This is a genomic window from Lichenicola cladoniae (genome assembly GCF_013201075.1).
Lineage (GTDB): Bacteria > Pseudomonadota > Alphaproteobacteria > Acetobacterales > Acetobacteraceae > Lichenicola > Lichenicola cladoniae.
This window is the reverse complement of record NZ_CP053708.1, coordinates 747,501-772,702: the sequence shown is the minus strand read 5'-3', so window position 1 is coordinate 772,702 and position 25,202 is coordinate 747,501. Positions and strand designations below refer to the sequence as shown.

General features: G+C 61.6%; 24 protein-coding genes, 1 tRNA gene, 2 rRNA genes and 1 pseudogene (1 of these 28 only partly in view). 12 read left to right on the top strand and 16 right to left on the bottom strand.

Annotated elements, in window-relative coordinates:
• Positions 1 to 21 precede the first annotated feature (21 nt).
• The 6 genes from HN018_RS03420 to HN018_RS03395 all read right to left on the bottom strand — a co-directional run bounded on the left by HN018_RS03420 (position 22) and on the right by HN018_RS03395 (position 6,441).
• The gene (locus HN018_RS03420; RefSeq protein WP_171833593.1) at positions 22 to 996 is read right to left on the bottom strand and encodes an ABC transporter ATP-binding protein; all 975 of its coding nucleotides are present in this window, start codon (positions 994 to 996) and stop codon (positions 22 to 24) included.
• Positions 993 to 2,027: an ABC transporter ATP-binding protein gene (locus HN018_RS03415; RefSeq protein ID WP_171833592.1), complete on the bottom strand. Its 1,035-nt coding sequence runs from the start codon at positions 2,025 to 2,027 to the stop codon at positions 993 to 995. Before HN018_RS03415 ends, HN018_RS03420 begins: the two co-directional genes overlap by 4 nt.
• Complete coding sequence (locus HN018_RS03410; protein WP_171833591.1) at positions 2,028 to 2,894, bottom strand: ABC transporter permease; 867 nt, start codon at positions 2,892 to 2,894, stop codon at positions 2,028 to 2,030.
• Complete coding sequence (locus HN018_RS03405) at positions 2,891 to 3,841, bottom strand: ABC transporter permease (RefSeq protein ID WP_204259652.1); 951 nt, start codon at positions 3,839 to 3,841, stop codon at positions 2,891 to 2,893. Before HN018_RS03405 ends, HN018_RS03410 begins: the two co-directional genes overlap by 4 nt.
• Before the next feature lie 42 nt (positions 3,842 to 3,883).
• Positions 3,884 to 5,443 (bottom strand): ABC transporter substrate-binding protein, encoded by a 1,560-nt coding sequence (locus HN018_RS03400; protein ID WP_204259651.1) that lies wholly within the window; start codon positions 5,441 to 5,443, stop codon positions 3,884 to 3,886.
• A gap of 68 nt (positions 5,444 to 5,511) precedes the next feature.
• Complete coding sequence (locus HN018_RS03395) at positions 5,512 to 6,441, bottom strand: isocitrate lyase/PEP mutase family protein (protein ID WP_204259650.1); 930 nt, start codon at positions 6,439 to 6,441, stop codon at positions 5,512 to 5,514.
• Between the two features lie 466 nt (positions 6,442 to 6,907).
• Here HN018_RS03395 and HN018_RS03390 point away from each other — a divergent pair, with 466 nt between their 5' ends.
• Positions 6,908 to 8,251 carry a dihydroorotase gene (locus HN018_RS03390; RefSeq protein WP_171833588.1) on the top strand — a complete coding sequence of 448 codons (1,344 nt, stop codon included), beginning with the start codon at positions 6,908 to 6,910 and terminating at the stop codon, positions 8,249 to 8,251.
• Here the strand turns inward: HN018_RS03390 and HN018_RS03385 are convergent.
• A complete protein-coding gene (locus tag HN018_RS03385; RefSeq protein WP_239478983.1) occupies positions 8,248 to 9,162 on the bottom strand; it encodes a LysR family transcriptional regulator in 915 nt (304 codons plus the stop codon). The genes HN018_RS03390 and HN018_RS03385 overlap by 4 nt on opposite strands.
• A 341-nt stretch (positions 9,163 to 9,503) precedes the next feature.
• Here HN018_RS03385 and HN018_RS03380 point away from each other — a divergent pair.
• The 5 genes and pseudogenes from HN018_RS03380 to HN018_RS03360 form a co-directional block, all read left to right on the top strand.
• Positions 9,504 to 9,728: pseudogene (locus HN018_RS03380) on the top strand (HU family DNA-binding protein); the annotation flags it as partial.
• Between the two features lie 125 nt (positions 9,729 to 9,853).
• Positions 9,854 to 10,156 (top strand): DEAD/DEAH box helicase family protein, encoded by a 303-nt coding sequence (locus tag HN018_RS03375; protein ID WP_172443434.1) that lies wholly within the window; start codon positions 9,854 to 9,856, stop codon positions 10,154 to 10,156.
• A gap of 5 nt (positions 10,157 to 10,161) precedes the next feature.
• Entirely contained in the window at positions 10,162 to 10,443 is a 282-nt protein-coding gene (locus HN018_RS03370; protein WP_172443433.1) for a MerR family DNA-binding protein, read from the top strand.
• A gap of 147 nt (positions 10,444 to 10,590) precedes the next feature.
• Positions 10,591 to 11,310 carry a DUF4396 domain-containing protein gene (locus HN018_RS03365; protein ID WP_239478982.1) on the top strand — a complete coding sequence of 240 codons (720 nt, stop codon included), beginning with the start codon at positions 10,591 to 10,593 and terminating at the stop codon, positions 11,308 to 11,310.
• A 16-nt stretch (positions 11,311 to 11,326) separates the two neighbouring features.
• Positions 11,327 to 11,584 (top strand): hypothetical protein, encoded by a 258-nt coding sequence (locus tag HN018_RS03360; protein WP_171833585.1) that lies wholly within the window; start codon positions 11,327 to 11,329, stop codon positions 11,582 to 11,584.
• Positions 11,585 to 11,588: 4 nt separating this feature from the next.
• On the opposite strand, the gene HN018_RS03355 is transcribed toward HN018_RS03360, so the two are convergent.
• From HN018_RS03355 to HN018_RS03335, 5 genes are all read right to left on the bottom strand, one after another.
• Positions 11,589 to 12,443: a copper resistance protein B gene (locus HN018_RS03355; RefSeq protein WP_172443431.1), complete on the bottom strand. Its 855-nt coding sequence runs from the start codon at positions 12,441 to 12,443 to the stop codon at positions 11,589 to 11,591.
• A gap of 35 nt (positions 12,444 to 12,478) precedes the next feature.
• A complete protein-coding gene (locus HN018_RS03350; RefSeq protein ID WP_172443430.1) occupies positions 12,479 to 14,254 on the bottom strand; it encodes a copper resistance system multicopper oxidase in 1,776 nt (591 codons plus the stop codon).
• 381 nt (positions 14,255 to 14,635) lie between these two features.
• On the bottom strand, positions 14,636 to 15,199 hold the full coding sequence (locus tag HN018_RS03345) for an RNA polymerase sigma factor (RefSeq protein WP_172443429.1): 564 nt from the start codon (positions 15,197 to 15,199) through the stop codon (positions 14,636 to 14,638).
• Positions 15,196 to 15,621: a periplasmic heavy metal sensor gene (locus HN018_RS03340; RefSeq protein ID WP_204259649.1), complete on the bottom strand. Its 426-nt coding sequence runs from the start codon at positions 15,619 to 15,621 to the stop codon at positions 15,196 to 15,198. Before HN018_RS03340 ends, HN018_RS03345 begins: the two co-directional genes overlap by 4 nt.
• 14 nt (positions 15,622 to 15,635) lie before the next feature.
• Positions 15,636 to 15,929: a hypothetical protein gene (locus HN018_RS03335; RefSeq protein ID WP_171837987.1), complete on the bottom strand. Its 294-nt coding sequence runs from the start codon at positions 15,927 to 15,929 to the stop codon at positions 15,636 to 15,638.
• 101 nt (positions 15,930 to 16,030) lie between these two features.
• On the opposite strand from HN018_RS03335, the gene copC reads away from it, so the two are divergent.
• The 5 genes from copC to HN018_RS03310 all read left to right on the top strand — a co-directional run bounded on the left by copC (position 16,031) and on the right by HN018_RS03310 (position 20,190).
• On the top strand, positions 16,031 to 16,402 hold the full coding sequence (gene copC / locus HN018_RS03330; protein ID WP_275434177.1) for a copper homeostasis periplasmic binding protein CopC: 372 nt from the start codon (positions 16,031 to 16,033) through the stop codon (positions 16,400 to 16,402).
• Positions 16,403 to 16,416: 14 nt separating this feature from the next.
• The gene (gene copD / locus HN018_RS03325; protein WP_239479244.1) at positions 16,417 to 17,313 is read left to right on the top strand and encodes a copper homeostasis membrane protein CopD; all 897 of its coding nucleotides are present in this window, start codon (positions 16,417 to 16,419) and stop codon (positions 17,311 to 17,313) included.
• Positions 17,314 to 17,435: 122 nt separating this feature from the next.
• On the top strand, positions 17,436 to 19,172 hold the full coding sequence (locus tag HN018_RS03320) for a copper resistance system multicopper oxidase (protein WP_172443426.1): 1,737 nt from the start codon (positions 17,436 to 17,438) through the stop codon (positions 19,170 to 19,172).
• 50 nt (positions 19,173 to 19,222) lie between these two features.
• The gene (locus tag HN018_RS03315; RefSeq protein ID WP_171837985.1) at positions 19,223 to 19,966 is read left to right on the top strand and encodes a copper resistance protein B; all 744 of its coding nucleotides are present in this window, start codon (positions 19,223 to 19,225) and stop codon (positions 19,964 to 19,966) included.
• Positions 19,967 to 20,031: 65 nt separating this feature from the next.
• Positions 20,032 to 20,190 carry a hypothetical protein gene (locus HN018_RS03310; RefSeq protein ID WP_171837983.1) on the top strand — a complete coding sequence of 53 codons (159 nt, stop codon included), beginning with the start codon at positions 20,032 to 20,034 and terminating at the stop codon, positions 20,188 to 20,190.
• Between the two features lie 230 nt (positions 20,191 to 20,420).
• Here the strand turns inward: HN018_RS03310 and HN018_RS03305 are convergent, their stop codons facing one another.
• The gene (locus HN018_RS03305) at positions 20,421 to 20,759 is read right to left on the bottom strand and encodes a hypothetical protein (protein WP_172443425.1); all 339 of its coding nucleotides are present in this window, start codon (positions 20,757 to 20,759) and stop codon (positions 20,421 to 20,423) included.
• Between the two features lie 490 nt (positions 20,760 to 21,249).
• On the opposite strand from HN018_RS03305, the gene HN018_RS03300 reads away from it, so the two are divergent.
• Positions 21,250 to 22,614 (top strand): recombinase family protein, encoded by a 1,365-nt coding sequence (locus HN018_RS03300; RefSeq protein ID WP_239478979.1) that lies wholly within the window; start codon positions 21,250 to 21,252, stop codon positions 22,612 to 22,614.
• Positions 22,615 to 22,646: 32 nt separating this feature from the next.
• On the opposite strand, the gene HN018_RS03295 is transcribed toward HN018_RS03300, so the two are convergent.
• From HN018_RS03295 to HN018_RS03285, 3 genes are all read right to left on the bottom strand, one after another.
• Positions 22,647 to 22,723 (bottom strand) — tRNA-Met (locus tag HN018_RS03295).
• Between the two features lie 49 nt (positions 22,724 to 22,772).
• Positions 22,773 to 22,888, bottom strand: a 5S ribosomal RNA gene (gene rrf, locus HN018_RS03290).
• 151 nt (positions 22,889 to 23,039) lie between these two features.
• Positions 23,040 to 25,202 (bottom strand): 23S ribosomal RNA (locus HN018_RS03285) (it continues 580 nt past the right edge of the window).

Sequence of the window (25,202 nt, the reverse complement as noted above, 5' to 3'; positions counted from 1 at the left end):
CCAGGACCCGGCCGGCCACGCTCAGGCGTTGTGGCAGGCGACGCTATGCCCGTTGCCGATGTCGCGCAGCTCCGGCGTCACGATCCTGCATTCCGCGGTGGCATAGCCGCAGCGCGGATGAAACGGACAGCCGGGCGGCACATTCATCGGGCTCGGCACCTCGCCCGGCAACACGATCCTGCTCCGCTTGCGCTCCTCGTAATAGTCAGTGATCGGAATCGCAGAGAGCAGCGCCTTCGTATAGGGATGGCGCGGGTCGATATATAGCGCCTCGGCCCCCGTCACCTCCACCAGTCGGCCCAGATACATCACACCGATCCGGTCGCTGATATGCCGAACCACTGCAAGGTCATGAGCGATGAACAGATAGGTGACCCCGGTCTGCTTTTGGATCGATTTGAACAGGTTAATAATTTGCGCCTGGATCGACACGTCGAGTGCCGCCACCGGCTCGTCGCAGATCACCAGATCGGGCGCGCAGGCAAGCGCTCGAGCGATCCCTAGCCGCTGCCTCTGCCCGCCGCTCATCTCATGCGGATATCGCCGCCCCATCGCCTCAGGCAATTCGACCGTCGCCAGCAGGGCCGCGATCTTCTCCCGCAGCGCCGCACCAGAAACCGCCTCGCCGCCGGCGGTGATCGCCTCGGCCAACATCGACGACGCCGTCTGCCGCGGATCGAGCGAGCTGTACGGATCCTGAAAAATCAGCTGCAGCTTCCGGCGGAATGGCGCCAGCGCACGCCGGCTCGCATGCGCCAGATCCTGCCCCTTGAACACGATCCGCCCGCTGGTCGGCTCGTTGATCCGCAGCACGCATTTTCCAGTCGTCGTCTTGCCGCATCCGCTTTCGCCGACCAGCCCAAACGTCTCACCGCTGTTTATGCTGAAGCTCACATTGTCCACCGCTTTGACCAGCTCACGAGTGCGACCCGCGAAGCCGGCGCGGACGGGATAATGCATGCTGAGATTCTCGACCGACAGAAGCCGCTCTGTCATGCGCGGAGTTCCTCGGGTCGGGCGGCGTGGTCGATGTCGTAATGGCAGGCGACCTGCTGCTCCGGCGCCCCGGGCTCGCCCTTGGTCTGGCGCAACGCCGGAAACGACAACTCCCGGCACGCCGCCGTTGCGTACGGGCATCTCGGCTCGAACGCGCAGTGCGGCGACAGATCCTGCAGGTTTGGCGGCAGACCCAGGATCGGCCGCAGATCCGAGCCGGTGTCGCCTTCGAGCCGGGGGATCGAATACAGCAGACCGGCCGTGTACGGATGCCTCGGCGCCGTCAGCAACTGTTCCGTCGTGCCTGACTCGATGATTTTGCCCGCGTACATCACGTAGACGCGGTCTGCGTAGCGCGTCACCAGCCCCAGATTATGGGTGATGACCACCAGCGACCGCTGCTCGGTGCGCACCAGCGCCAGCAGCAGCTCCATTACTTGCGCCTGCGTGGTGACATCGAGCGCCGTCGTCGGCTCGTCCGCGATGATGAGCTTCGACCCGCACGCCACCGCGATGGCGATCATCACGCGCTGGCGCATGCCGCCGCTCATCTCGAACGAATAGCTCGCCATCCGCCTGGCTGGCTCTGGAATGCCGACCGCTTCAAGGGCAGCGGTGCCGCGTGCCCAAGCCGCCTTGCGCGACAGGCCCAAGTGGACGCGGATGACCTCTGAAAGCTGCCTGCCGATGGTCAGCACCGGGTTGAGCGAGGTCATCGGCTCCTGGAAAATCATCGAGATCCCGGCGCCGCGCACCGCCCTAATCTCCTTCGATCGCGGACCGTACTGCATCAGGTCCCGGCCCTCGAAGATCGCCGAGCCGCCCAGGATTCGGCCGGGCGGCGTCTGCACCAACTGCACCAGCGATTGCTGAGTGATCGATTTCCCGCAGCCACTCTCTCCGACGATGGCGACCACTTCGCCGCGCCTGACAAAATACGACACGTCGTCAACCGCCTTCACCTCGCCGCCATCGGTGAAGAACGAAGTCCGCAGATTCCGGACGTCCAGCAGAGGCACCTCGTCGTCCATCTACAGCCGTCCTCTCAGACGCGGATCGAGCGCATCGCGAAGCCCGTCGCCGACCACGTTGAAGGAAACGATGATGAGGATGATGCACAGGCTCGGACCGACCACGAGAGCGGGCGCACTGATCAGATACGGATAGAAATCCGAAACCATGCTGCCCCAGGACGCGGTCGGCGGGCTGATCCCGACGCCCAGGTAACTCAGCGTCGATTCGGTCAGCACGGCGTTGCCCAAATTGATCGTATACAGAACCGTCAGCGTCGGAAAACAATTGGGCAGCAGGTGCCGCAGGAGTATCAGCCGCTCGGACTGCCCGACCAGACGCGAAGCGACGACGTAGTCGTTCTCGCGCAGCGACAGCGCCAGCCCATTGGTCATCCGGATATAGGTCGGCACCATGCCGATGCCGATCGCCAGCACTAAGTTGAGCAGGCCGCCGCCCAGTGCTGCCACCAGGATCAGCGAAAACACCAGACTGGGAATGCTCAGCAAGACGTCGGTCAGCCCCATGATCAGGCGCCGCGCGCTGCCGCCGAAATATCCCGAGATCAGACCGAGCGCGATGCCGACCACGGCGGCGAGGCTGCCGGCGAGAATGCTCACTGAAAGCGACACCCGTCCGCCATAGATGATCCGGCTCAGCACGTCGCGTCCGAGATCGTCCTGTCCGAGCGGATGCGCCAGCGACGCCGGCGCCAGCGCCTTGGTCAGGTTCTGCGCCGCCGGATTATACGGCGCCAGCACCCCGGCAAGAAGCGTCACCACGACGAACACCACGATGACGACCGAACACACCCGCACCAGCAACCCACGCCCGAGAAACGTCCGAACCGTGTTCCGCCAGGCCGGCGCAGCGCCGCCCGCGCTCATCGAGCACCCCTCCTGATCCGCGGATCTACCAGCCCATAAAGCACCTCGACGGCCAGGTTGGAGCTTACCGTGACCAACGAAATCACCAGAACCGCCGCCTGCACCACCAGATAATCCCGGTTGACCACGCCGTTCAGCACGAGCTGCCCGATCCCGGGAATGTTGAAGATGGTCTCGATCACCACCGCCCCGCCGACGATCTGCGGCATCTCCAGCCCGATCACGGTCAGCACCGGGATCAGCGTATTCTTCAGCGCATGCCCGAACACAATCCGCCATTCAGATAGACCGTTCGCCCGCGCAGTGCGGATGTAGTCCTGGTTCATCACCTCGAGCAGGTTGGACCGCGTGTGACGGGCCACGACCGCTACGATGTAGATGCTGTTGACGATGATCGGCCACGCCGCCTTGTGCAGATAGGCGGCAAAATCGTCCCATGGCGCGGTATAGCCCTGAAGCGGAATCAACCGCCACTTGAGCGCAAGGACGAGAACCCCAAAGAGCGCGATGAGAAATCGCGGCGTGCCGAGAAACGAGTTGATCACCAGCGTGATGAGCTGATCGACCCCGCGCCCGCGAAAGATCGCCGTCGCGATGCCGGTAGGAATTCCGGTCAGCACCCCGAGGACGAGGGATGGAATGCCGATCGTCAGCGTGTTGGGCAGTCTCTGCCGGACGATCTCCGACACGTCCTGCTGGTTGAGCACCGACTGGCCGAAGTCGAAATGCAGCGCCACGCCGCTGATCCATCGCCAGTATTGCCTGGTCAGCGGCAGATCGAGGCCCAGGTGATGCCGGTACGCCGCAATGGATTCGATCGTCGCGGAATCACCAAGCGCGATCAACGCCGGATCGCCCGGCAGCGCGCGCATCAGCAGGAACACCAACACCGATACGACCAGCGTCAGGAAAATCGCCGTCATGATCTTGTTCGCGACGTAACGCATCAGCGCCGCATCCCGGTCACGACCGGCATCGCCGTTCCGGCCTCACGTCTCGACATACGCACCGGCCAGGGTTGCCACGGCATAGAAGATCTCACCGATGCCCGAGTTCTTCACCCGTGCATTGAGCACGAAGGCGGTGCTGTACTCCGCCACCGGCATGTAAAGGGCATATTTGTCGATCAACAGCCGGTTCGCCTCCCGAACCGCCCCGATCGAATCCGCATCGCTGCGCGACGCCACCGCGCGCCGCAGCACCATCGATACGTCGGCAGGTCTGAGCATCGTGCTGACGCCGAGCGCGCCGCCGGTTAACCCCTGCGGGAAGATCGCCGCCATCTGCATCGCCACGTCGACGTAAACTCCCGACGTCTGGTACCACATCCCCGAGCCCCAGCCCGTAAGGGCCTGGCTGGCGGACGCCCCGGTCAGAAGCTGCAAGCTGGCCTCGATCCCGACCGCCGCAAGACCAGACTGCATGATTGTCAGGACGGTCTTGTTCGACCCAGCCGCCGCCGCCCGGATCTGGGTCTTGAATCCGTTTGGATACCCGGCCTGCGCCAGCAACGCCCGGGCCTTCGCCGGGTCGTAATCGTAACCGGTAATCGCGTCACTCCTGTAATGCGTGCCGATCCCGAACTGCGACGACACCGTGGCGTATCCAAGATACGACGCGTCCACCAGCGCCCCGGTGTCGATCGCATGGCAGATCGCCTGCCTGACCGGCAGACTTCCCGTCGGATCGTTTCCCCGCACGTTGAGCGAGTTGAACACCAGCAGCGACGAATGGTCTTCGAGCGCCGCCGCCGCGACCCGGAACCCGTGCCTGGCTAGGCCCCTGATCCCGGTCAGCGCCATCCCGGCGAAGACATCGATTTCGCCCGACAGCATGGCCGCCTGCCCGACCAGCGCATCGTTGTAGATCGTGTAGACGACGCGATCGAGCTGCACCGCCCCGTTCCAGTAGAGTGGGTTGCGCACGAATCTCTTGCCCACGTTGCGCTCCCAGTTCTCCAGCATGAACGGCCCGGTGCCGACTGGATGCGACCGGCAATACGCCTCGCCGTGCGCCTCGTACTGGGTGCGCGAGAACATGTAGCCGCATTCGCGCGAAAGTGCGGTCGGAATGACGGCGCTCCACTCGCGCAGCGCGATCTTCAGCGTCATCTCATCGACCATATCGACCGATTTCACAGACGAAAACAACTCGGTCCGCTTCGACCCGACCGCCAAGTAACGATCGAGGTTCCATTTGACCACCGATGCGTCCAGCCGCGTCCCGTCCGAAAACACCACGCCCGGTCTGAGATGAAACACGTAGCACAGGCCGTCGGGGTCGGTCGCAACCGAATCCAGCAGCCACGGATCGACCGTGCCGCTCGCATTGGGCCTGAACAGCGACTCGTAGATCGGCCAAGAATAGATGTAGTCCATCGGATCGCCGGTCATCGCGAAACAGAGCATGTTGTAATTCATTTCAGCGCTGACGCCGATGTTCAACACTCCGCCACGCACCGCCGCGACGGCTGCGGCGCTTGGCCGGGCCGGGATCGCAGCAAGCGCGGAGGCAGACAGCGCCGATCCCAACGCCAGGCGCCGGCTCAACCGGTGTGAACCGTACAATCCCGGATTCCCTTCCGCCGGAGGCGCTAGTTTAAACCCTGCGTGGTCTTTCAGCGCACGTCGTCCGGGCCGAACCGGTCGGTCGGCCCAATGAAGCGCTGCTCGATCCGCACCGCCAGCGCCTGCGACGGTTCCGCCGAATACATGCTCTCGCGCTGCACCCATTTTCCGTCGCGCAGAAACGCCGCCATCGGCGAGTAGTAGAACTTATAGCCGGTATGGTCGTAGGCGGTCGAAATATAGTCGTTGGTGCCACTTTCGAACACGCGTCGGCCGGCATCGAGCATGGCCAGCATCGCGGCGCGGAACGAGTAATGGATGCCTGTGAACTTGTAGCCGTGATGAAGAAGAGCTCTGATGTCGTTGGCTTTTTCCCCTTCCTTCAGGTTCGGATACCAAAATTTCGCTTTCACATGCTCAGCGATCTTCTTCGCAGCTGCCTGCTTGCCGCCATAGCGCTTCGACCGGTTGACCTCCAGCGGGCAGATCATGTCCGCCCCTGCTTCTAGATACCGATTGCACCGCTCAACGAACTCCTCGAAATCTTCATCGATGCTATGATCGCACCGTGCCAGCAGCAGGCAGTCGGTTCCCGCCATGCCATCGCGCGCCGCTCGAAACCTGTAGACGGCCTCGTCGATCGACGTCAGTCCCGGTTTCCCGCCCTCGGCACAATCGGTGATCAGGATCGAATCCGCACCGGCCTTCGCCAGCTTTCTGCACCCGTGATAGGTGTGAAGCGGACGACCAAACCCCTCATCGGCATCGATGAAAAGGTGCATGTCGGTCATCGCGGTCAGCCGCTCGGTGATCCCGACATACTCCTCCACCGATAACAGCTTGAGATCTGGTATCCCCGTGGAGGAACAGGAGAAATCGCTGCTCGACAGCATGATCATCTGGAAACCGTTGATCTCTGCAGCTTTTGCTGAGGAGCAGTCGAATACTTCCGGGACGTAATAAAACTTACCGTCGTCCATATAAGTCGCAAGAGGGCGTTTTGACATGCGAGGCTCCCAAAGCAAACGGCGGCTATCGCAAACGGCCGTCCCGGATCGAGGACGTATCCTACTCCGCTCCGGACCGGCCGGCCGCGTTCCGCAGGCCCGCCCGACATCTGTCCAATGCGCTTCTAACACGGCCGAACCTACCGGAAACTTCCGGCTTCGCAAAGGATTCCAAACGCTTGGGACGAGCCTGTCAGAGCCGATACAACTGGCATACACCATTGAAGGACAAAGAGAATCGCGAACGTCCAGAATGGGATTATCACTCCGGGTTATGGATGACCGGTTTTCTTTATAGCCGTCTTTATTGTAGCAGGCCCAGAGGGGATCTATCCGTATGATCGGCGGCATGCCCGCCACATGTTCGACGATGTTTTCTAAAGCGTCTCGCCCGATCCCGTCCGCAACCGGACCGGCAGACCTCAGCACGGAGCGTCCGATGGCGCATTTCGACCTGATCCTACGCGGCGGCGGCATCGTCGGCGCCTCGGTGGAACATGCCGATATCGGCTGCATCGACGGCCGGATCGTCGAAATCAGCGATCTGCGCGGCGCCTCTGCCGAGCAAGTAATCGCTTGCAAAAACCTAAAGGTGCTTCCCGGCCTGATCGATCCGCACGTGCATCTGCGCGATCCGGGAGACCCGGCGGTCGAGACCATCCCGGACGGAACCAGGGCCGCCGTGCTGGGCGGCATCACCAGCCTGTTCGACATGCCGAACACCGCGGCGCTGGTGGCGTCGGAGCGGGTGCTGGAAGAAAAGATTGACTCGCTCACCGGCCGGTCCTGGTGCAATGTTGGTCTCTACATCGCCGGCACCAGGGCCAACGCCACATCGCTTGAGACGCTCGAAGATCACGCGAACGTCTGCGCCATCAAGGTGTTCATCGGCTCCGCCCGCGGCGAGCTTCTCGTCGACGACGACGAGTCGATTGCCGACATCATGCGCCATGGCGCCCGACGCATCTGTTTCCATTCGGAGGACGAAGCGCGGCTCGCCGCGCGCAAAGTGCTGTTCAAGGCGGGCGATCCGCATCGCCTCCACGCTGAATGGCACGACGTGGAATGCGCTTTTCTCGGCACCAGGCGTCTAGTCCGTCTCGCGGAAGAAACCGGCAGGCAAATCCACATTCTGCACGTCTCGACGGCGGAAGAGCTGGATTACTTGAAGGACAGGCGAGATCTCGCGACGATCGAGCTGCTGGTCAACCATCTCACCCATTACGGGCCCCAGATCTATGACGCGCTCGGCGCCTACGCCGTCATGAACCCACCGATCCGCGACCGGCGCCATTATGACGCCGCCTGGGCCGCCGTGCGCGAGGGCAGGGTGGACTGCATTGGCTCCGACCATGCGCCGCATGCGCGCAGCGCCAAGGAAAAACCCTGGCCGGACACCGCCGCCGGGCTGACCGGAGTGCAGACGTCCGTTCCGGTCATGCTCACCCATGTCAACGAGGGGCGGCTCTCTCTCGTGCAACTCGTCAGTCTGATGGCCGAAGGCCCTGCGCGCGTCAACGGCGCCGTCGGCAAAGGCCGCATCGCCGTCGGCTACGATGCCGATTTCACTTTGGTCGATATGGCGCATCGCAGAACTATCGAAGAAAGCTGGATCGCTTCTCCTTGCGGCTGGTCCCCCTTCATCGGCCATGCCTGCACCGGCTGGCCGATGATGACGATCGTCGGCGGCAACCTGGTCATGGCGCATGACGAAGTGCTCGGCCTGCCGCTGGGAAAACCGGTCGCATTCGCCGGAAGCGCGCACTCGTCCGGACGGCACTAAGGATGGTGATCGGTGATCTTGCGAACTTCCTGAACAAACAGGTTGGCGAGCCGGGACAGCGACCGGCTCTCCGCCCAGACCACCGATGCAGAGATTGGAATCGACGGTGAAAACGGACGGCTGACCAGCGAGAACTTTCCTGATGAAGACGCGGTCAGCGGGTCGACAACGGCAACGCCCACGCCGGCATCGGCGAGTGTGCACGCCGTCAGCCCGGCCCGGACTTCCACCGCCGACCTGAACTTATCCTCCGCCTGGTCGATGACGAGACGCAGCGCGTTGCCTAGTTGCGTCCCTCGTTCAAGGGCGATGAACCGGTGCTTCTGCAACGCCTTGACATCGACGATAGCGTGCGATGCGAGCGGATGGTCGGGCCGCATGACGCAGACCATCTCGCCCCGATAGAGCGTTTCCGATTTTAGCCCAGCCTGGTCCTTGTATCCGACGACAAAGCCCAACTCGCTGTGGTGAGTCTCGATCCTATCCAGAACTTCCGAATAGCTACGCACATCGAAGAAGGTCTGCACGCGCGGCTTCTTGATCTGCATCTCCCGGATCGCCCGAGCGACGGCGCCGTAGCCCAGCGGCGGCGTCGCAACGATTCGAAGCTGTCCCGCCCGGTTCGTCCGCAGATCGTGAATCCGCCGTTCCAGCCGCTTATGCGTCTCGAAGATGCTTTCCGCGTCGCTGAGTAGCAGCTTTGCCTCGGGTGTCGGATAGATCCGGTTGTTGAGCCTCTGGAAGAGCGCGAAGCCCACCTGCTCTTCCATCGTCTTGATAGCGTTGCTGATGGCCGGCTGTGACAATCCGAGCGCCTGAGCCGTGGCCACGGTGGTGCCGTATCGCACGATCGCGCGAAGAATTTCAAGCTGGCGTAGATTCATCCATAACCCCGGCGAATAGAACGGCACGCGAGGTGCAACATTCCTTATATTTGCCACATCGGCAACACGGTCCCTATTCTTGCAGGTTGTGTGGTTCTGTCGGAACACGCTCTGTAGGTCGTCGTGGCGTGAGCAGCTGGCGGCATAGCACGACGAGCGATGAGCGATTGACCGGGCTGGCGGAGCGAAATGCGTGTGCTGTGGTTCGGCTGCGGTGACGGAACGTCGGGAAGTCACAGCGCGAGGCTACCGGCGCTTCCGCTGCCGGGACTGCGGGCAGTTCAACGAGCACAGCAGCGGCATACTGAACCGGACCTGCCTGCCCAGCGACACCATCGCCATCGCGGTGTTCTACCGGCTTTACTGGCTGCAGCGGCGTCGCCGCCCACCTGGCAGCCGCCGAGACGATCGCCGCGATCGTCTCGGAAATGAAGAAGGAGGGCGGCTTTACCCTGCCCTCGTTCGGCACCTTCAGCGTCAAGAAGACCAAGGCGCGCAAGTCACTGAGCCCGCGCACCGGCGAGCCGGTCAAGGTCAAGGCCGGCAAGACCGTCCGCTTCAAGGCCAGCCCGAACCTCAAGAAGGCCGGCTAGCCGTTCTGCACCGGCCGCCGCCAGCCTTGATCAAGTGAGGCAGGCGGCGCCGTCGACCTGAACACGAAGCGGGCCAACATAGTCGGCCTGGGACAGCGGAGTCTGCGTGACTCAAGATTCCGTCGATGACGTCGTCCCGCCCGCTCCGCACCCATCAGCAGCGCCTTGCCAACCTGGTGGCGGCGATGGCGGCCGGCGAGACCACGGCCCGCGACATCCTGGCCGCGGTCACACCCGGTGGCGGCAAGTCTCTGCTGCCGGTGATCGCCGCCGCCCGGCTGATCGAGGCGGGCCTCATAGAGCGCGTCTGCTGGATCGTGCCGCGCGACAGCCTGCGCCTGCAGGCCGAGGAAGCGTTCACCGATCCGGTCTGGCGCAGTGTTCTCGGACACGGCCTGTCGGTACGCGGAATCTCGGCTTCTCCTTAAACCAAATGCGTGAGCTGCTGGCGTTATGGCGGGACGAAAAGCGGGCCAGTGCCGACGTGAAGCGCCTTGCCCTGGCGCATGTCATGACGCTGGACGCAAAGGCCAAGGAGATCGCTGAAATGAGCAGTGCATTGCGGCACCTGGCCGAGCAATGCGAAGGCGACCATCGACCCAACTGCCCGATTATCGATGATCTTGCCGCAGTGATCGGCATGAGCAATCAGCGAACGGCCGCGTCCGCTCCTAGCAACGGCAGGCGTCCCGCGTCGCTTTCATCCTTCCGCTAGGGAACCTTGCCAAATGGGAAGCGCATTGCACGGACGGTATGTTCTAAAGCTGCGAGCTGGAAGCTCTCCCATGCGGACCATATCCGCCAGACCGCCTGAAGATGACGGCCAGAAGGCTGGCATCCCGCGCAGATGATACCGACTTGGTTGCACATCCTCTCCATCGCCTATCTGCTGCTCGGTGCGCTGTGCACGGTCGTCATTGCCATCGACGTCGTGCGGCGCCCGCAGCATATGTGGATCATGGATGTCGTCTGGCCGGTGACGGCGCTGTTCGGCACCGTCTGGGTCACCTGGCAGTATTTCGCCTATGCCCGGCTGGCGACTCACAAGACGATGCAGACGGCCATGGATCGCAAGGAGGAGCCGCCGAGCAAGCGGGAAACGCCGTTTCCCGTCATGGTCGCCAACGGCGCTCTGCATTGCGGCAGCGGCTGCATGCTCGGCGACATCGTGGCCGAGTGGCTGGTGTTCGCCGTGCCGGCCGTGGCCGTCGCGTTCGGTTATCAGACCATCTTCAGTGACAAAGTTTTTGCTGTCTGGGTAGTCGACTATATCTTCGCGTATGCCTTCGGGATTTTCTTCCAGTACTTCACCATCGCCCCGATGCGCGGGTTGGGCTTCGGAAAGGGCATCATCGCCGCAATCAATGCGGACACGCTGTCGCTGACCGCCTGGCAGGTTGGCATGTACGGCTTCATGGCGCTCGCCTACTTCTACTTCTTCGGCACGCTGCTTGGCGTGAAGCTGCAAACCGACACGGTCGAGTTCTGGTTCATGATGCAGATCGCCATGATCTGCGGTTTCCTGACTGCCTACCCGGTGAACTGGTGGCTGATCCAGTCCGGAATCAAAGGGAAGATGTAGACCGATGAACGCATCCTTGCCGATCCTGTTCGTGCTTGGCTTGGCCGCCTGCTCGTCTCCAGCAGTGACGGACAGACAGCCGGGTCTCAAAGGCTACGGGGTCGAACCCGTCTCCGGCGACAGCCTGAGCACCATGCTGGCCCGTTGCTCGCAATCCAGACCACAAGTGGTCGGAGTTGATCGCGGAACATCGCTCGACGCTGAATGCAATCAATTGCACCGGACGCTGCACAACCAGCCCGGCAACTCGGTCACGCCCGGGGCGACGCCGTAGGTCGTTAGTACCAGAGGCGAATGCCGAAGACGAAGCGGAGGTCGTTCACCCGGCCACCTTGCTCGTGGGTTAAGCCCTCGGTGCCGCCGAAAAAGCGCTGGTAGGCTACGCCGACATAGGGTGCGAACTTGCGAGTGAACTCGTAACGCAGCCGCAGACCCATATCGATGTCCGAGAGCCCGGCGCCGACGCCTCGGCCGCGGTCCTGCTTGGAATACCAGTTGGTCTCGATCTGCGGCTGCAGGACGAGCTTCTGCGTCACATACAGGTCGTAGTTGGCGTTTGTGCGCAGAGCATAGTGGCCATTGTCGCTGGCATAGACGGTTGCCTGAACTTTCCAAAAGTCCAAGGCCAAGCCTTCGATGCCAAGCGCCGCCCAGGTCCGCCCAGGTCCGCTGTCGAGATCGTAGCGGATGCCCGCCTGCACGTCGAAATAGCGGCTGATCGGCCTGTCGTACAGCGCCTCCTGGTCACCGTCCGACACTTTGCCCTTGTTGTCGGAGTTGTAGCGGCCTTCCGATTTCAGCCAGATACGGTTGTAGTCGTCGCCCGCCCAGACCTCGCTGTCCCAGCGGAGATAGCTGCCGTTTCCGACCCGCCCCTCGAACTGGTTAAGGACACCGTGAAAGTAGATACGGGTGTCCTCTATCGGGCTCCCATAGGGGGCCGCCCCGTTCAGGGTATTGGATGAAAGCCCGGTTCCGCCAACCCGCGACAGAGCGGGCACGCCGAAATCGAGGATCGAGTTATTCGGGATCGGTTTGGGGTACAGCGACGTTCCGGTGTCCGAAATGTCGGGGGAAAGCCCGGTGCGGACCGTCTGCGCGGCCGCCGTTACGGAGGCCAGGCCGAGCAACATAGTGACGCTCCCGGCGAGCCGGCTGAGGTCAACCGTCATGCCGGCAGAACGCGCAGGGTACGGAACATACCTGCCTCGAAGTGGTAAAGCACGTGGCAGTGCAACGGCCACTGTCCGGTTGCCAGCGGCGTCACGAGCAGGCTGACATCCTCTGCCGGCTTGACGTTGATGGTGTGCAGGTAGGGCCGGTGCTCGCCCCCGCCGTTCTCCAGCTCCATCCACATGCCGTGCAGGTGGATAGGGTGGCTCATCATCGTGTCGTTGATAAAGCGCAGCCGGAACCGCTCGCCGAGCTTCACGTCGATCGGGCCGACCTCGCTGTACTTCTTGCCGTCGAACCCCCAGATGAAGCGGTTCATGTTGCCCGTTAGGTGCAGCAGGATTTCTCGTCCGGGCGGGCGCGGATCAACGCCGGGGTGGATGGACCGCAGTTCCGCAAGCGTGAGCACTCGCCGGTTGAGCAGGTTCAGGCCGTCACCGGGCAGCCCAAGCCGGTCGCTGACCATCTTGGCATTCGACTGGACCTCTACGCTTATCGCCGGGTTGTCCGGCGTGTTCGGGTGCATCGGTTGTTCGCCGACACGTTCGGCTGTCGGCACCGTCTTCGCCATCATGCCCATGATACCGCCGATCCGGGTACCGTCCGGTTTCGATGCCCCGACCTCCTTTGGCATCATGTGCATCCCCATGTCGGCCATGCTGCGCATCGGGCGCGGGTCCATGTCCGGAATGGCGGCGACCATGCCTGCGCGCGGCGCCAGCGTCCCGCGGGCGTAGCCGCTGCGCTCATAATCCTGGGCGAAGATTGTGTAAGCCCGGTTTTCCTTCGGCTCGACGATCACGTCGTAGGTCTCGGCGACGCCGATACGGAGCTCGTCCACCTGGACCGGCCGCACGTCATTGCCGTGGACATGCACCACCTCCATGGTCAGGCCGGGGATGCGGATGTCGTAGTAGGTGATGGCGGAGGCGTTGATGAAGCGCAGGCGGACGCGCTCCCCAAGCTTGAACAGTGCCGTCCAGTTGGCGGCTGGCGGCGCGCCGTTTATCAGATAGGTGTAGAGCGCGCCGGTCGGCTCGGCGAGGCCGGACGGGTCCATACGCATCTCGCCCCAGCTCAGCCGCTCGTTGATCGTGGCGCTCAGCCCGCTTTGTTTAGCGTCCGAGATGAAGGTGCCAAGCGTGCGGCGGCGATAATTGTAGTAGTCGGGGTTCTGCTTGACGTTGTTGGCAACGACGAGCGGGTCACCGTCCATCCAGTCGCTCAGCACGATCGGATAATCCCGGTCGGCCCTGATCATTGGCTCGCCCGCGGGCTCGATGATCAGCACGCCATAGGCGCCCTTCTGCTCCTGATAGCCCATGTGGCTGTGATACCAGTAGGTGCCGCTCTGGATGACCGGGAAGCGGTAGGTGAAGGTCTCGCCGGGCTGAATGCCAGGAAACTCCAGGCCCGGCACCCCGTCCATCGGGTTCGGCAGAATGATGCCATGCCAGTGGACGCCCGTGGTGACCGGCAGGTTGTTCGTCACGTCGAGAGTGACGACATCGCCTTCCTTCCAGTGAAGGATGGGACCGGGCACGCTGCCGTTGATCGCGTTTGCCCAGGAGGGCAAGCCGGTCTTGTTGACTGTGATTCGATCGAGGCTGAGCTTAAAGCGGTTCCCGCGCAGCGACGAAGGTTCGGCCGGTCCTGTCACGGCAAGGGCGGGCGCACTCCGTAGCCCAACGGCCGCGCTAGCGCCCAGCCCGGCCAAGCCCTGAACGAAGCGGCGGCGATCAATCGTCAAAATATCTCCGGACTTGCTCATTGCCACGTTCCATCCAGATAAATGCGGCCGTCAGTGATGGGCCAACGGAGTCTGAATGGATGCAGGGTTCCCATGTTGGTAAGTCAAGCAGGCTCCTCCGATAGCGGCTGCAAATACCGGGGTTGTGATGGTCGGTTTGACCGTTCTACCAAGGTTCGGCGATGGCGCACCGGATGGATGCGACATCCTTTGGCGACGCCTCGAGCGAGCAGTGCGATCAGGCTGACCCTGGCCTGCTCGGTCAATCGAGGCCGTGCCAAGAGCACCTTGGACAGCAGGCATCGACAAGCGCACGTCGTCGAGAAACGCGGCGGGCGCCCGGCCAACCCCCGGACCCGCAGCAATGATAGAGCTGCGGGGTGACGGAATTGGCAAATAGCATCAATGGCTATGGGACTGCTCGTCGTTCATGAGTTCGGTGAGCCGTTGTTTTGCGCGGTAGATTCGCATTTCCACCGCTTTGACGGAGATACCGAGCTGCTCGGCCGCTTCCAGGTGGCTCATACCGCCCAACGTCGTCAGAAGAAGCGCTTCCTTGTAAGCCGGCGGTAGGGCCGCGATTTCACGGTCAAGCCGAGCCAAGCGCTCGGTGTGCGGATCGAATGTTGCACCGTCCTCAGTCAACGCTGCTTCGGTAGGCTGTTCCCGTTCAAACCTAGCGAGGAAGAGCCGCCGGACCAGACCACGGCGTCCAAAGTCGCGGCACTTGTTGAGGGTGATCCTTTGCAGCCAGGCGGCAAAGGGCCGGCGCTCGTCATAGCGCTGTAATCCCATCCACGCCGCGACGAATGCATCCTGGAGAACATCGGAGGCATCGTCTGCATTGCCGATGTAGCGGCGGCAGAAGCGGTAGAGCGGCTCTTTGTGCCGTTGGACGAGAACCTCGAATGCCTGTCTGTTCCCAGTCCTAGCCTGTCCGGCCAGTGCCTCGTCGCTTTCGTTCACGAGGCAGGCGACGTGAGTGCCTTGGCCACCGAGTCATCAAACTGGCGCGCCTGCTCAGGCGTCATGACCGCGCGCATCGCGAAGACGTGGCGAATGGTATCTTCCTGCAGGGCACCCATTGCGGCGTGGAAGCGGGCCACCGCTTCCTGCGCCTTTTGTCCGTAGGCGTGCTGAGCGCCGATCGCTTCGGCCAAGTCGGCATTAGCGGACTGCATCTCGGCCTGCCGTGTCTTGCGCAGCTCAGCGAAGTGCGCTTCCAGAACAGCCAGCTGGCGATCCTGATCAGCGGTCAGATGGATCTGGCGGTGGACGATGATGTCCAGTCCAGCTGGGGCCTGCACCTGGTGCAGGCCGAGGTATATGCCAGCCCATCCTCCCAAGCCGGCTGCCATCGCAGTCAGCACGATGATGACAAAGCTCATGCGGCCCAGTCGGTTCAAAACTGAAAGCCCAGCAGGGTGGAGGGAGCGAGTCCGGCGGCTTCTGAAGAGATCTGGATCATCGACAAAGGGGATGGCCGCGCGCGGGCGAGCGCCACTCCGATCGTTGTGCTGGCCCCTAGGACGATGACCAGCGCCAGGGCCTGGAGACGCGTAGCAAGCACCTCGATGCGACGCGACTGCTGCAGCACCTCGATCCTGCACCAGATCGCTTGTTCCAGCCCTGGAGGTGGCACGTCGCCCACTCGGCCGGTGAGTTCCTCCAAGTCATGGTCCAGCATGATGCGCATTCCTCTCGTCCATTACATACGCATCACGGTCATCATTCCCTCGCGAGGGTTCCGGTAGCGCGCTGCGTAGAGGTCATGCAACACGTCGAGAAGAGCTACCATTGTCTAAAATTCATTGGTCTCATCGCCGCCTGCTCACGACCTGCGCATTCCTTGCAGGACTTATCCTGGCACAGGCGGCTGAGGCTCATGCTCACCTCATGAACAGTCAGCCGGGGGCGGATGCTACCACTGCCGCTCCGGGGGACATCGAGCTCCGGTTCAGCGAAGCACCTCTAGCGAGGTTGTCAGGCGTAGAGCTTCAGACGGCATCGGGTGCAGTCATTCCAGTCTCGTCCAAGGGCATGGACAAGAACATGCTTGTGGTCATCCCTCAGCACCCGCTCAAGACCGGCAGCTACACGGTGAAGTGGCACGTCGTGACGGCCGATACGCACCGCACCCAGGGGGCGTTCGCGTTCACGGTGCGATGAGCCTCTTGCAGACGATGCTCGTCCTCGCCCGCCTGGGCCAGTATGTTGGTACGTCCGGCCTGTTCGGTGGCGCCTTTTTTCTGGCTCGCCAGCATCCCGACCTCCCCACTGTCGGCGAACGTCGTCTGCTCATTGTCTCCGGGCTGATGCTCATGGCCGCAACGATTGCCGCGCTGGGTCTGCAGGCGGCCGACATGGCAGGCGGTGCTGATCCATCCATGATGGCCATGGTGCTGACGTCGACGTCCTTTGGGCATGCGGCCATCAGTCGTCTTGTCGTCGTTGCCGTGGCGCTGCTCCTGCTCCTGCTCCTGAACCAGCCGAACCGCCATCGCCTCTGGTTGGTGACGGCCCTTGGTGCCGTCGCGACGGCGAGCTTAGCCTGGGGTGGTCACGCCGTGAGTAACGAGGGTTCGGCTGGCTTCGTCCACTTCTCCACGGACGTCGTCCACCTGCTGGCCGCTGCCTTCTGGATCGGAGCGCTCGGCATCCTTATGGCGATGGTGACGGGCCATTTGGCCAGGACAGTTGGCACCCCCGCACGCCGCCTGGATCGGGCTTTGTCAGGCTTTTCAGGAGTGGGCACCGTGGCGGTCGTCCTGGTGATCCTTTCCGGCTTGATCAACGGCTGGTTTCTGGTCGGACCGGATCATCTTCGGGGCCTCTTCACGACGCTCTATGGGCGACTGCTGCTGATCAAGCTCGCGCTGTTCATGGTGATGCTTGGATTGGCCGCCTTGCACCGCTGGCGGCTGACGCCTCGGCTCGAAACCGCCGAAAGCGGGGGCGTCAACATTCGAAATGGGGTGACCGAAATCCGGCGCAGCATTGCCTTGGAGACGGTCAGTGCGGTGCTGGTTTTGGGACTGGTGGCGTGGTTCGGCACCCTGGCCCCGCCAAACGATGGCTGAGTCACCGAACACCGCAATCCACAATGAATGCACGAGCTGAGACCCTAACCGCAGGGTCATTCTTAACTTTTGACGACGGAACGATGACCATGGACTTCCGACCTTCATCGAAGCACAGCGTGATGAGCCGCCGACGCTTCGTCCAGGGCTCCATCCTCAGCGGCGCGGCCCTGGCGACGCTTGGCGGTAGGGCGTGGGGGATGGCGGCTGCCAATTCCGCAGGCGTACTGTCCGGCAAGCGGTTCGACCTCGCGATTGGCAGCGTGCCGGTCAACATGACTGGCCGTCCGGCCGTCGCAACTGGCGTGAACGGCTTAACCCCCGGCCCAGTGCTGCACTGGCGCCAGGGCGACACTGTCGTGTTGAATGTCAGGAACACGCTCGCGGTGCCGAGCTCGATCCACTGGCACGGCATCCGCTCTCCAGCCAACATGGACGGGGTTCCAGCGCTGAGCTTCCGCGGCATCATGCCCGGCGAGACCTTCACCTATTGGATACCGCTGCATCAGAGTGGCACCTACTGGTATCACAGTCATTCCGCCTTCCAGGAGCAGACCGGTCTGTATGGCGCGATCGTCGTGGAACCGGCTGCCGGTTACGCGCAGCATTTCGATCGCGATCACGTCGTGCTGCTGTCGGATTGGAGCGACAGCAGCCCGGAAGAGATCGTCAGCAACCTCAAGATGCAGAACGACTACTATAATTTCCATGAGCGCGATGCAGGCACGTTCCTCGCAGATGCCCACCGGAGAGGGTTAGGAGCAACTATCGGTGACCGGCTGATGTGGGGCGGCATGCGCATGAGCGCCGCTGATATCGCCGATGTCACCGGCGCGACTTACACCTACCTGTTCAACGGTGCGCCGCCGGGGGCAAACTGGACCGGCCTATTTCGGCCGGGCGAGCGGGTAAGGCTGCGTTTTATCAACGGTTCGTCGATGAGCTTTTTCGACGTGCGGATACCTGGCCTGACGATGACCGTGGTCGCCGCCGATGGAAACGACGTCGAGCCGGTGCCGATCGACGAGTTCCGCATCGGCGTCGCCGAAACCTACGACGTCATCGTGGAGCCGACCGCGGAGGCGTATACCATCTTTGCCCAAAGCGAGGACCGCACCGGTTTCGCACGCGGCACGCTGGCCACCCGTGCTGGCCTCGTAGCGCCGATCCCACCAATGGATCCTCGGCCGATCCGCACCATGACTGACATGGGCATGGGTACCATGAACATGGGTGGCAGCATGGCAGGCATGGACATGAGTGGAGGCAAGCCGGCGCCGGCCAACTCTGGAACCACGGGCATGGCGGACAAGAGACGCATGGGCGGCGCCATGAAGGCCAGTCCGGAGGGGCAGAAGCTTCATGTCGGTGTCGGTGTCGATAACGTCGCGATGGACCCGATCAACCGGCTCGGTGAGCCTGGCGACGGCCTGTCGGGCAATGGACGCCGCGTGCTTACCTATAACGATCTGCGCGCCACCATTGCCGGCGCCGACCCGAGGCCGCCTTCGCGTGAGATCACGCTGCACCTGACCGGCAACATGCAGCGCTACATGTGGGGATTCGATGGTAAGAAGTTCTCGCAGGCTGAACCGATCCGCCTTGCGCGCGGAGAGCGGGTGCGCTTCACGCTGATCAATGACACGATGATGGAGCACCCGATCCATCTGCATGGGCTGTGGAGCGAACTTGAGAACGGCCAGGGCGACTACCGCCCCTACAAGCACACCGTCATCGTCCAGCCGGGTGGGAAGCTAAGCTACCTAGTCACCGCGGATGCTCCCGGCATGTGGGCATATCACTGCCACCTGCTCTATCACATGGAACTGGGCATGTTCCGCACCGTGGTGGTGGCGTGACACACCGCGCATGGTGCCACTCCGGCCTCTTCATCGGTGGCGCCGTCTTCATGACGGCTGGAGGTCCAGCGGCGCTGGCACAACAAACGCCAGCCGGCGTTCAGGATGCTGTACGCCTTGCTCCACTCGAATACATCGGCGGCATGCAGCCGGTCATGGACAACAGCATCTTTGCACATGTACTGCTGGAGCAGTTTGAGGATCGCGCTGCCGGGAATGGCCAGCAATTCCGCTATGACGGCCAAGGCTGGATCGGCACTGATATTAACAAAGTTTGGGTCAAGTCTGAGGGCACTGTCGGCACGCGGGGACAATTCAGCGACAGCGACCAGGAGTTGCTCTACGACCGGGCGATCAGCCGCTATTTCGATCTGCAAGCTGGTGTACGTATGGATCTAGATAATGGTCCGACCCGAACTTGGGCAGCGATTGGTGTCCAAGGCCTATCGCTCTATTTCTTCGATATAGAAGCAACCGGCTACGTAAGCGATCGTGGGCGAACTGCCGCCCGTCTCAAAGGATCGTATGACATCCTTCTGACCAATAGGCTCATCCTGCAGCCCGAAGCTGAACTCAATTTCTACAGCAAATCCGATCGCGGCCGGTCGGTTGGTTCCGGCCTCTCCGACATCGATGCAGGCTTGCGCCTGCGCTACGAAGTCACGCGCAAGTTCGCACCCTATATCGGCGTCACCTACGCAGGATATTTCGGACAAGCGCAGCCTATTGCCCATTCTAACGGTGATCGAGTGCAGGATATTCGCTTTACCTTTGGCGTGCGTTCCTGGTTTTAAATCCTTCCCCCCCGGTTTAAGAAAAAAGAATGTCGAGCAAAACGAGAATTATACGAGTTGTCTGCGTGGCGTTTATTGGCCTTACACCCGCCGCCTATGCTCAGCAGCAATCCGGTATGTCCAACATGAGCGGCATGTCGGGCCCGAAGATGCAAGGAATGACCGGCACTCAGGGCAGTAGCATGGGTGTCGCGCTGCACGAAAATCTCGGACAGGACTTTTAAGTTATTATAATGTGTTAGCTCGACGGAAATGCGGGACTGACTGCATGATATTCCGAACAGGCAGTTGCTTGGCTGCACGAAACGCGGGACTATGACTCATGCAAGGTCGGAGTCAGACTCCTCCCGCCAAGTGAGGCGAGACTACGTGTTTCCGGCCCAGATTGTATCGAACGCCCGATCTACGCCCCGCCACCGAACGCCTAATCATCATTGTTCGAGGCACATTAGAACTACCGTTGTCCCGGAATTGCTGCGTATTTTAGGACTTCGAGAAAGGCTGGCGTCCTTAATTTCATGCAATTGAGTGCTCGCTCCGGCAAATCCCAGAATTTCGTGCAACCTGACACGAAGCCTGCTGCCGGCTCGAAGCGCAAGCCGACCGGATCGAAACGCATCGGGATCGCCGGCTCGGCCGGCCTGACGATTAGCAACTGCCCTACTTCGCCGGTACGCTGCAGCCCGAGCACACGATCGCGTACCGACTGCGGATCCAGCCGCTGCAGATCAGGGCCGGTCGGGGACTGTGTCTGCCCTGGCTGCTGGCGGATTTGCGAGCCGATGATCAGCACCGGGACATCGAAGGCACGGTTATCGCGTCCTTCCTTTGGCTGTCGAGCATCGCGCCGTGGCGTAGCGACCCATATAGTCCTGCCATAGTCGCGCATATGAAAGACGGCGAGTGCTGTCTTGGTTTACTATGTGTCCAATGCAGCGTTGAATGGATCTGCGCTACTGATTTCATTTTCTCTTTCAGACTAACTGCAGCCCCAGACCATCCCTCACCCCGATCTCCCCACGCCCGATAAGTGTGCTTGCCGGTTGCTGCGGTTGAGTAGGGATCTGCCCCTGAGATCCGGCGGTCATAGCTGTCTGATTTCGGGTGCCTTCACATCACCCTGCGAGCAGGATCTTGCGGTTCAAGATGGCAAGCGTTCGAAAAGATTTGCGTGTTTAGGAGGTCGTGACGGTACACTACCCTAATGAGCCGACGACCTGCTGCGCGCTCCAGTCCCGATCAGGGTCGCGGGGCGCCGGCCGCCGCCGAACCGAGGAAGTGCTATGCGCGCCGTGATCTACGCCCGCTACTCGAGCGAGAACCAGCGCGAGGCGTCGATCGAGAACCAGCTTCGCATCTGCAAGGAGCGCGTCGTCCGTGAGGGCTGGGAGCTGCTGCAGGTCTTCCAGGACCGCGCCCTGAGCGGTTCCTCGGCGCTGCGGCCCGGCTATCAGGCCTTGTTGGCAGGCGCGCGGGAGGGCGCCTTCGACGTGGTGTTTGCTGAGTCACTGGACCGGTTGTCGCGGGACCAGGAGGACATCGCCGCCCTCTACAAGCGGCTGAGCTTTGCCGGCATCCAGGTGGTCACGCTGCCCGAGGGCGAGATCAACGAGCTGCATGTCGGTCTCAAGGGCACGATGAATGCCCTGTTCATCAAGGACCTTGCCGCCAAGACCCACCGCGGCCTGCGTGGCCGCGTCGAGGCCGGACGCAGCGGCGGTGGAAACGCGTATGGCTTCACCGTGGTCCGCCGGATGGACACGGATGGCCAGCCCGTGACCGGCGAGCGGGAGCTCGATCCTGTCCAGGTTGCGGTGGTGACGCGGATCTTCCAGGCGTACGCGGACGGCCGATCGCCCAAGCGGATCGCGCTCGACCTGAACGCCTGCTCGGTGCCTGGCCCTCGAGGTGGCGCCTGGAGCTCGAGCACCATCAACGGCAACAGTGCCCGCGGCACCGGGATCCTCAACAACGAGCTCTACATCGGCCGGCTGGTCTGGAACCGCCTCACCTACCTCAAGGACCCCGATACCGGCCGCCGTCGGTCCCGCCTGCGCGCGCCGAATCAGCAGGTGGTGACCGAGGTGCCGGGGCTGCGGATCATCGACGATGCCCTATGGCAGGCGGTCAAGGCGCGACAGGGGTTGCTTCGTCATGACCCGGGCGACACAGACCAGACGTCTGCGACTCCGTTGATCCCTCGGCCCTTCTGGTCGAAGCAGCGGTCACGCTACCTGTTCTCGGGTTTGATGCATGGTGGGGTATGTGGCGGAGGCTTTTCCAAGATCAGCGCGACTGGTCCGCCTGCTCGACGGCCTGCAACAAGGGGGCCGACTACGTTTGGCAATCGACGTACCATTGGGCGTGACACGCTCGCGGATCGGGTGCTGCACCCGCTACGGGATCGCCTGATGGACCCGACGCTCTACAAGGTGTTCGCCGAGACGTTTGCGCTTGAATGCTTGAATGGAAGCGCACGCAGGGCGACGTTGCGGCCGAGCGGGCAGCAGACGAGGTTATCGTATGGAGGTGCGCGGGGAGTTAGGGGCGATCCTGGCGCTGTGTGTGTCTGGCGTGAGCCGCAACAGCGCGTCTGGGACGCTATCGGGTGGATCGGCCGGCGCAAACAGCGACACCCCCGCGCCTGATGGCGCGGGGGTGTTAGCGTTGCAAGTTAAGATGGTTGCGGGGACAGGATTTGAACCTGTGACCTTCAGGTTATGAGCCTGACGAGCTACCGGGCTGCTCCACCCCGCGTGGGTGATGTGATTGCTGCATGGAGGATGCGGCTTGGTTTGTTTGGAAGACCTGGCGGCGACCGACTTTCCCGCATCTTAAGATGCAGTATCATAGGCGCTGGGGGTTTTCACGGCCGAGTTCGGGATGGGATCGGGTGGATCATTCCCCGCCATGGCCACCAGGTCGTCCGAGCAAACTTGGTATGTTTGATGGGACGTGTGGGGGTTGGTGCGTGTGCGTGTTGTCGTTTGGTCGTGTGTGTGAGTAGCAGTTCTGGTGTTGTGGATGATTTCTATGCATGTGGTTTTGGGATTGCATTGCTGCGGTCCCGGTTATGATTGAGCCTATTGGGCGATTAGGACCAGTTAGCTGAGGGCATTACTGCCCGTATACATCTGGCCTATCAACGTGATGGTCTATCACGGCCCTCGGGGAGACCTGGTTTTGAGGTAAGTTTCTCGCTTAGATGCTTTCAGCGATTATCTTTTCCATACGTAGCTACCCGGCGGTGCCACTGGCGTGACAACCGGTGCACCAGAGGTATGTCCATCCCGGTCCTCTCGTACTAGGGACAGCTCCTCTCAAGTCTCCAACACCCACGGCAGATAGGGACCGAACTGTCTCACGACGTTCTAAACCCAGCTCACGTACCACTTTAATCGGCGAACAGCCGAACCCTTGGGACCTGCTCCAGCCCCAGGATGTGATGAGCCGACATCGAGGTGCCAAACCTCCCCGTCGATGTGGACTCTTGGGGGAGATCAGCCTGTTATCCCTAGAGTACCTTTTATCCGTTGAGCGATGGCCCTTCCACGCGGGACCACCGGATCACTATGGCCGACTTTCGTCTCTGCTCGAACTGTCGCTCTCGCAGTCAGGCGGGCTTATGCCATTGCACTCAACAGTCGATGTCCGACCGACTTGAGCCCACCATCGCGCGCCTCCGTTACACTTTAGGAGGCGACCGCCCCAGTCAAACTGCCCACCATGCAGGGTCCCGGTCCAGGCTGACTGGACGCGGTTAGACATCAGAAAAATTCAGGGTGGTATTTCAAGGATGGCTCCACACGAGCTGGCGCCCATGCTTCATAGCCTCCCACCTATCCTACACAGCATTTTCCTGATGCCACTGCAAAGCTACAGTAAAGGTTCATAGGGTCTTTCCGTCTGACCGCGGGTACCCCGCATCTTCACGGGGAATTCAATTTCGCTGAGCCGATGCTGGAGACAGCGGGGAAGTCGTTACGCCATTCGTGCAGGTCGGAACTTACCCGACAAGGAATTTCGCTACCTTAGGACCGTTATAGTTACGGCCGCCGTTTACCGGGGCTTCAATTCAGTGCTTGCACACCTCCTCTTAACCTTCCGGCACCGGGCAGGCGTCAGACCCTATACGTCGTCTCTCGACTTCGCAGAGCCCTGTGTTTTTACTAAACAGTCGCTACCCCCTGGTCTGTGCCACCCACCCATGGTTGCCCAAGGACAGGTCTCGCTTATCCCGAAGTTACGCGAGTAATTTGCCTAGTTCCTTCAGCATCGTTCTCTCAAGCGCCTTGGTATACTCTACCAGTCCACCTGTGTCGGTTTAGGGTACGGTCTATACGCCAGAGCTATTTCCTGGAATGCTCCAAAAGCCCATCCAATCCGATAAGGACAGACAACATATTGCATTCGTCACTTCTGGCAGGCTGGGGAATATTCGCCCCATTCCCATCGACTACGGCTCTCGCCCTCGCCTTAGGAGCCGGCTCACCCTGCGCGGATTAACCTTGCGCAGGAACCCTTGGACTTACGGCGACAGTGTTTCTCGCACTGTTTGTCGCTACTCATGTCAGCATTCGCACTTCCGATACCTCCAGGAGACATCACCATCTCCCTTCACAGGCCTACGGAACGCTCCGCTACCGCGCATACATCAAAGTATGCACCCACAGCTTCGGCACGTGGCTTGAGCCCCGTTACATCTTCGGCGCAGAGTTTCTAATAGACCAGTGAGCTATTACGCTTTCTTTAAAGGATGGCTGCTTCTAAGCCAACCTCCTGGTTGTTTTGGAATCTCCACATCCTTTCCCACTTAGCCACGATTTGGGGGCCTTAGCTGGTGGTCTGGGCTGTTTCCCTCTCGACGATGGACCTTAGCACCCACCGTCTGTCTGCCAGGCTATACTTCCGGGTATTCGGAGTTTGGTTAGGTTTGGTAAGGCTTTGGGCCCCCCTAGCCCATCCAGTGCTCTACCCCCCGGGGTAAACACCTAACGATCTACCTCAATAGATTTCGCGGAGAACCAGCTATCTCCAAGTTTGATTGGCCTTTCACCCCTAGCCACAGCTCATCCCCGACTTTTTCAACAGGCGTGGGTTCGGCCCTCCAGTGCGTGTTACCGCACCTTCAGCCTGGCCATGGCTAGATCACTTGGTTTCGGGTCTTCTGCCAGCAACTGAACGCCCTGTTCAGACTCGCTTTCGCTGCGCCTACACCTAACGGCTTAAGCTCGCT

Bases quoted from the DNA above. Each gene is read 5' to 3' on its own strand.
- HN018_RS03370 (WP_172443433.1), top strand. From the start codon at position 10,162: ATGCGTGAGCTGCTGGCGTTATGGCGGGACGAAAAGCGGGCCAGTGCC.
- HN018_RS03415 (WP_171833592.1), bottom strand. From the start codon at position 2,027: ATGGACGACGAGGTGCCTCTGCTGGACGTCCGGAATCTGCGGACTTCG.
- HN018_RS03405 (WP_204259652.1), bottom strand. From the start codon at position 3,841: ATGCGTTACGTCGCGAACAAGATCATGACGGCGATTTTCCTGACGCTG.
- HN018_RS03420 (WP_171833593.1), bottom strand. From the start codon at position 996: ATGACAGAGCGGCTTCTGTCGGTCGAGAATCTCAGCATGCATTATCCC.
- HN018_RS03375 (WP_172443434.1), top strand. From the start codon at position 9,854: ATGACGTCGTCCCGCCCGCTCCGCACCCATCAGCAGCGCCTTGCCAAC.
- HN018_RS03350 (WP_172443430.1), bottom strand. From the start codon at position 14,254: ATGAGCAAGTCCGGAGATATTTTGACGATTGATCGCCGCCGCTTCGTT.
- HN018_RS03320 (WP_172443426.1), top strand. From the start codon at position 17,436: ATGAGCCGCCGACGCTTCGTCCAGGGCTCCATCCTCAGCGGCGCGGCC.
- HN018_RS03390 (WP_171833588.1), top strand. From the start codon at position 6,908: ATGGCGCATTTCGACCTGATCCTACGCGGCGGCGGCATCGTCGGCGCC.
- HN018_RS03410 (WP_171833591.1), bottom strand. From the start codon at position 2,894: ATGAGCGCGGGCGGCGCTGCGCCGGCCTGGCGGAACACGGTTCGGACG.
- HN018_RS03315 (WP_171837985.1), top strand. From the start codon at position 19,223: ATGACGGCTGGAGGTCCAGCGGCGCTGGCACAACAAACGCCAGCCGGC.
- HN018_RS03395 (WP_204259650.1), bottom strand. From the start codon at position 6,441: ATGGACGACGGTAAGTTTTATTACGTCCCGGAAGTATTCGACTGCTCC.
- HN018_RS03300 (WP_239478979.1), top strand. From the start codon at position 21,250: ATGCGCGCCGTGATCTACGCCCGCTACTCGAGCGAGAACCAGCGCGAG.
- copD (WP_239479244.1), top strand. From the start codon at position 16,417: ATGCTCGTCCTCGCCCGCCTGGGCCAGTATGTTGGTACGTCCGGCCTG.
- HN018_RS03355 (WP_172443431.1), bottom strand. From the start codon at position 12,443: ATGTTGCTCGGCCTGGCCTCCGTAACGGCGGCCGCGCAGACGGTCCGC.
- HN018_RS03340 (WP_204259649.1), bottom strand. From the start codon at position 15,621: ATGAGCTTTGTCATCATCGTGCTGACTGCGATGGCAGCCGGCTTGGGA.
- HN018_RS03335 (WP_171837987.1), bottom strand. From the start codon at position 15,929: ATGCGCATCATGCTGGACCATGACTTGGAGGAACTCACCGGCCGAGTG.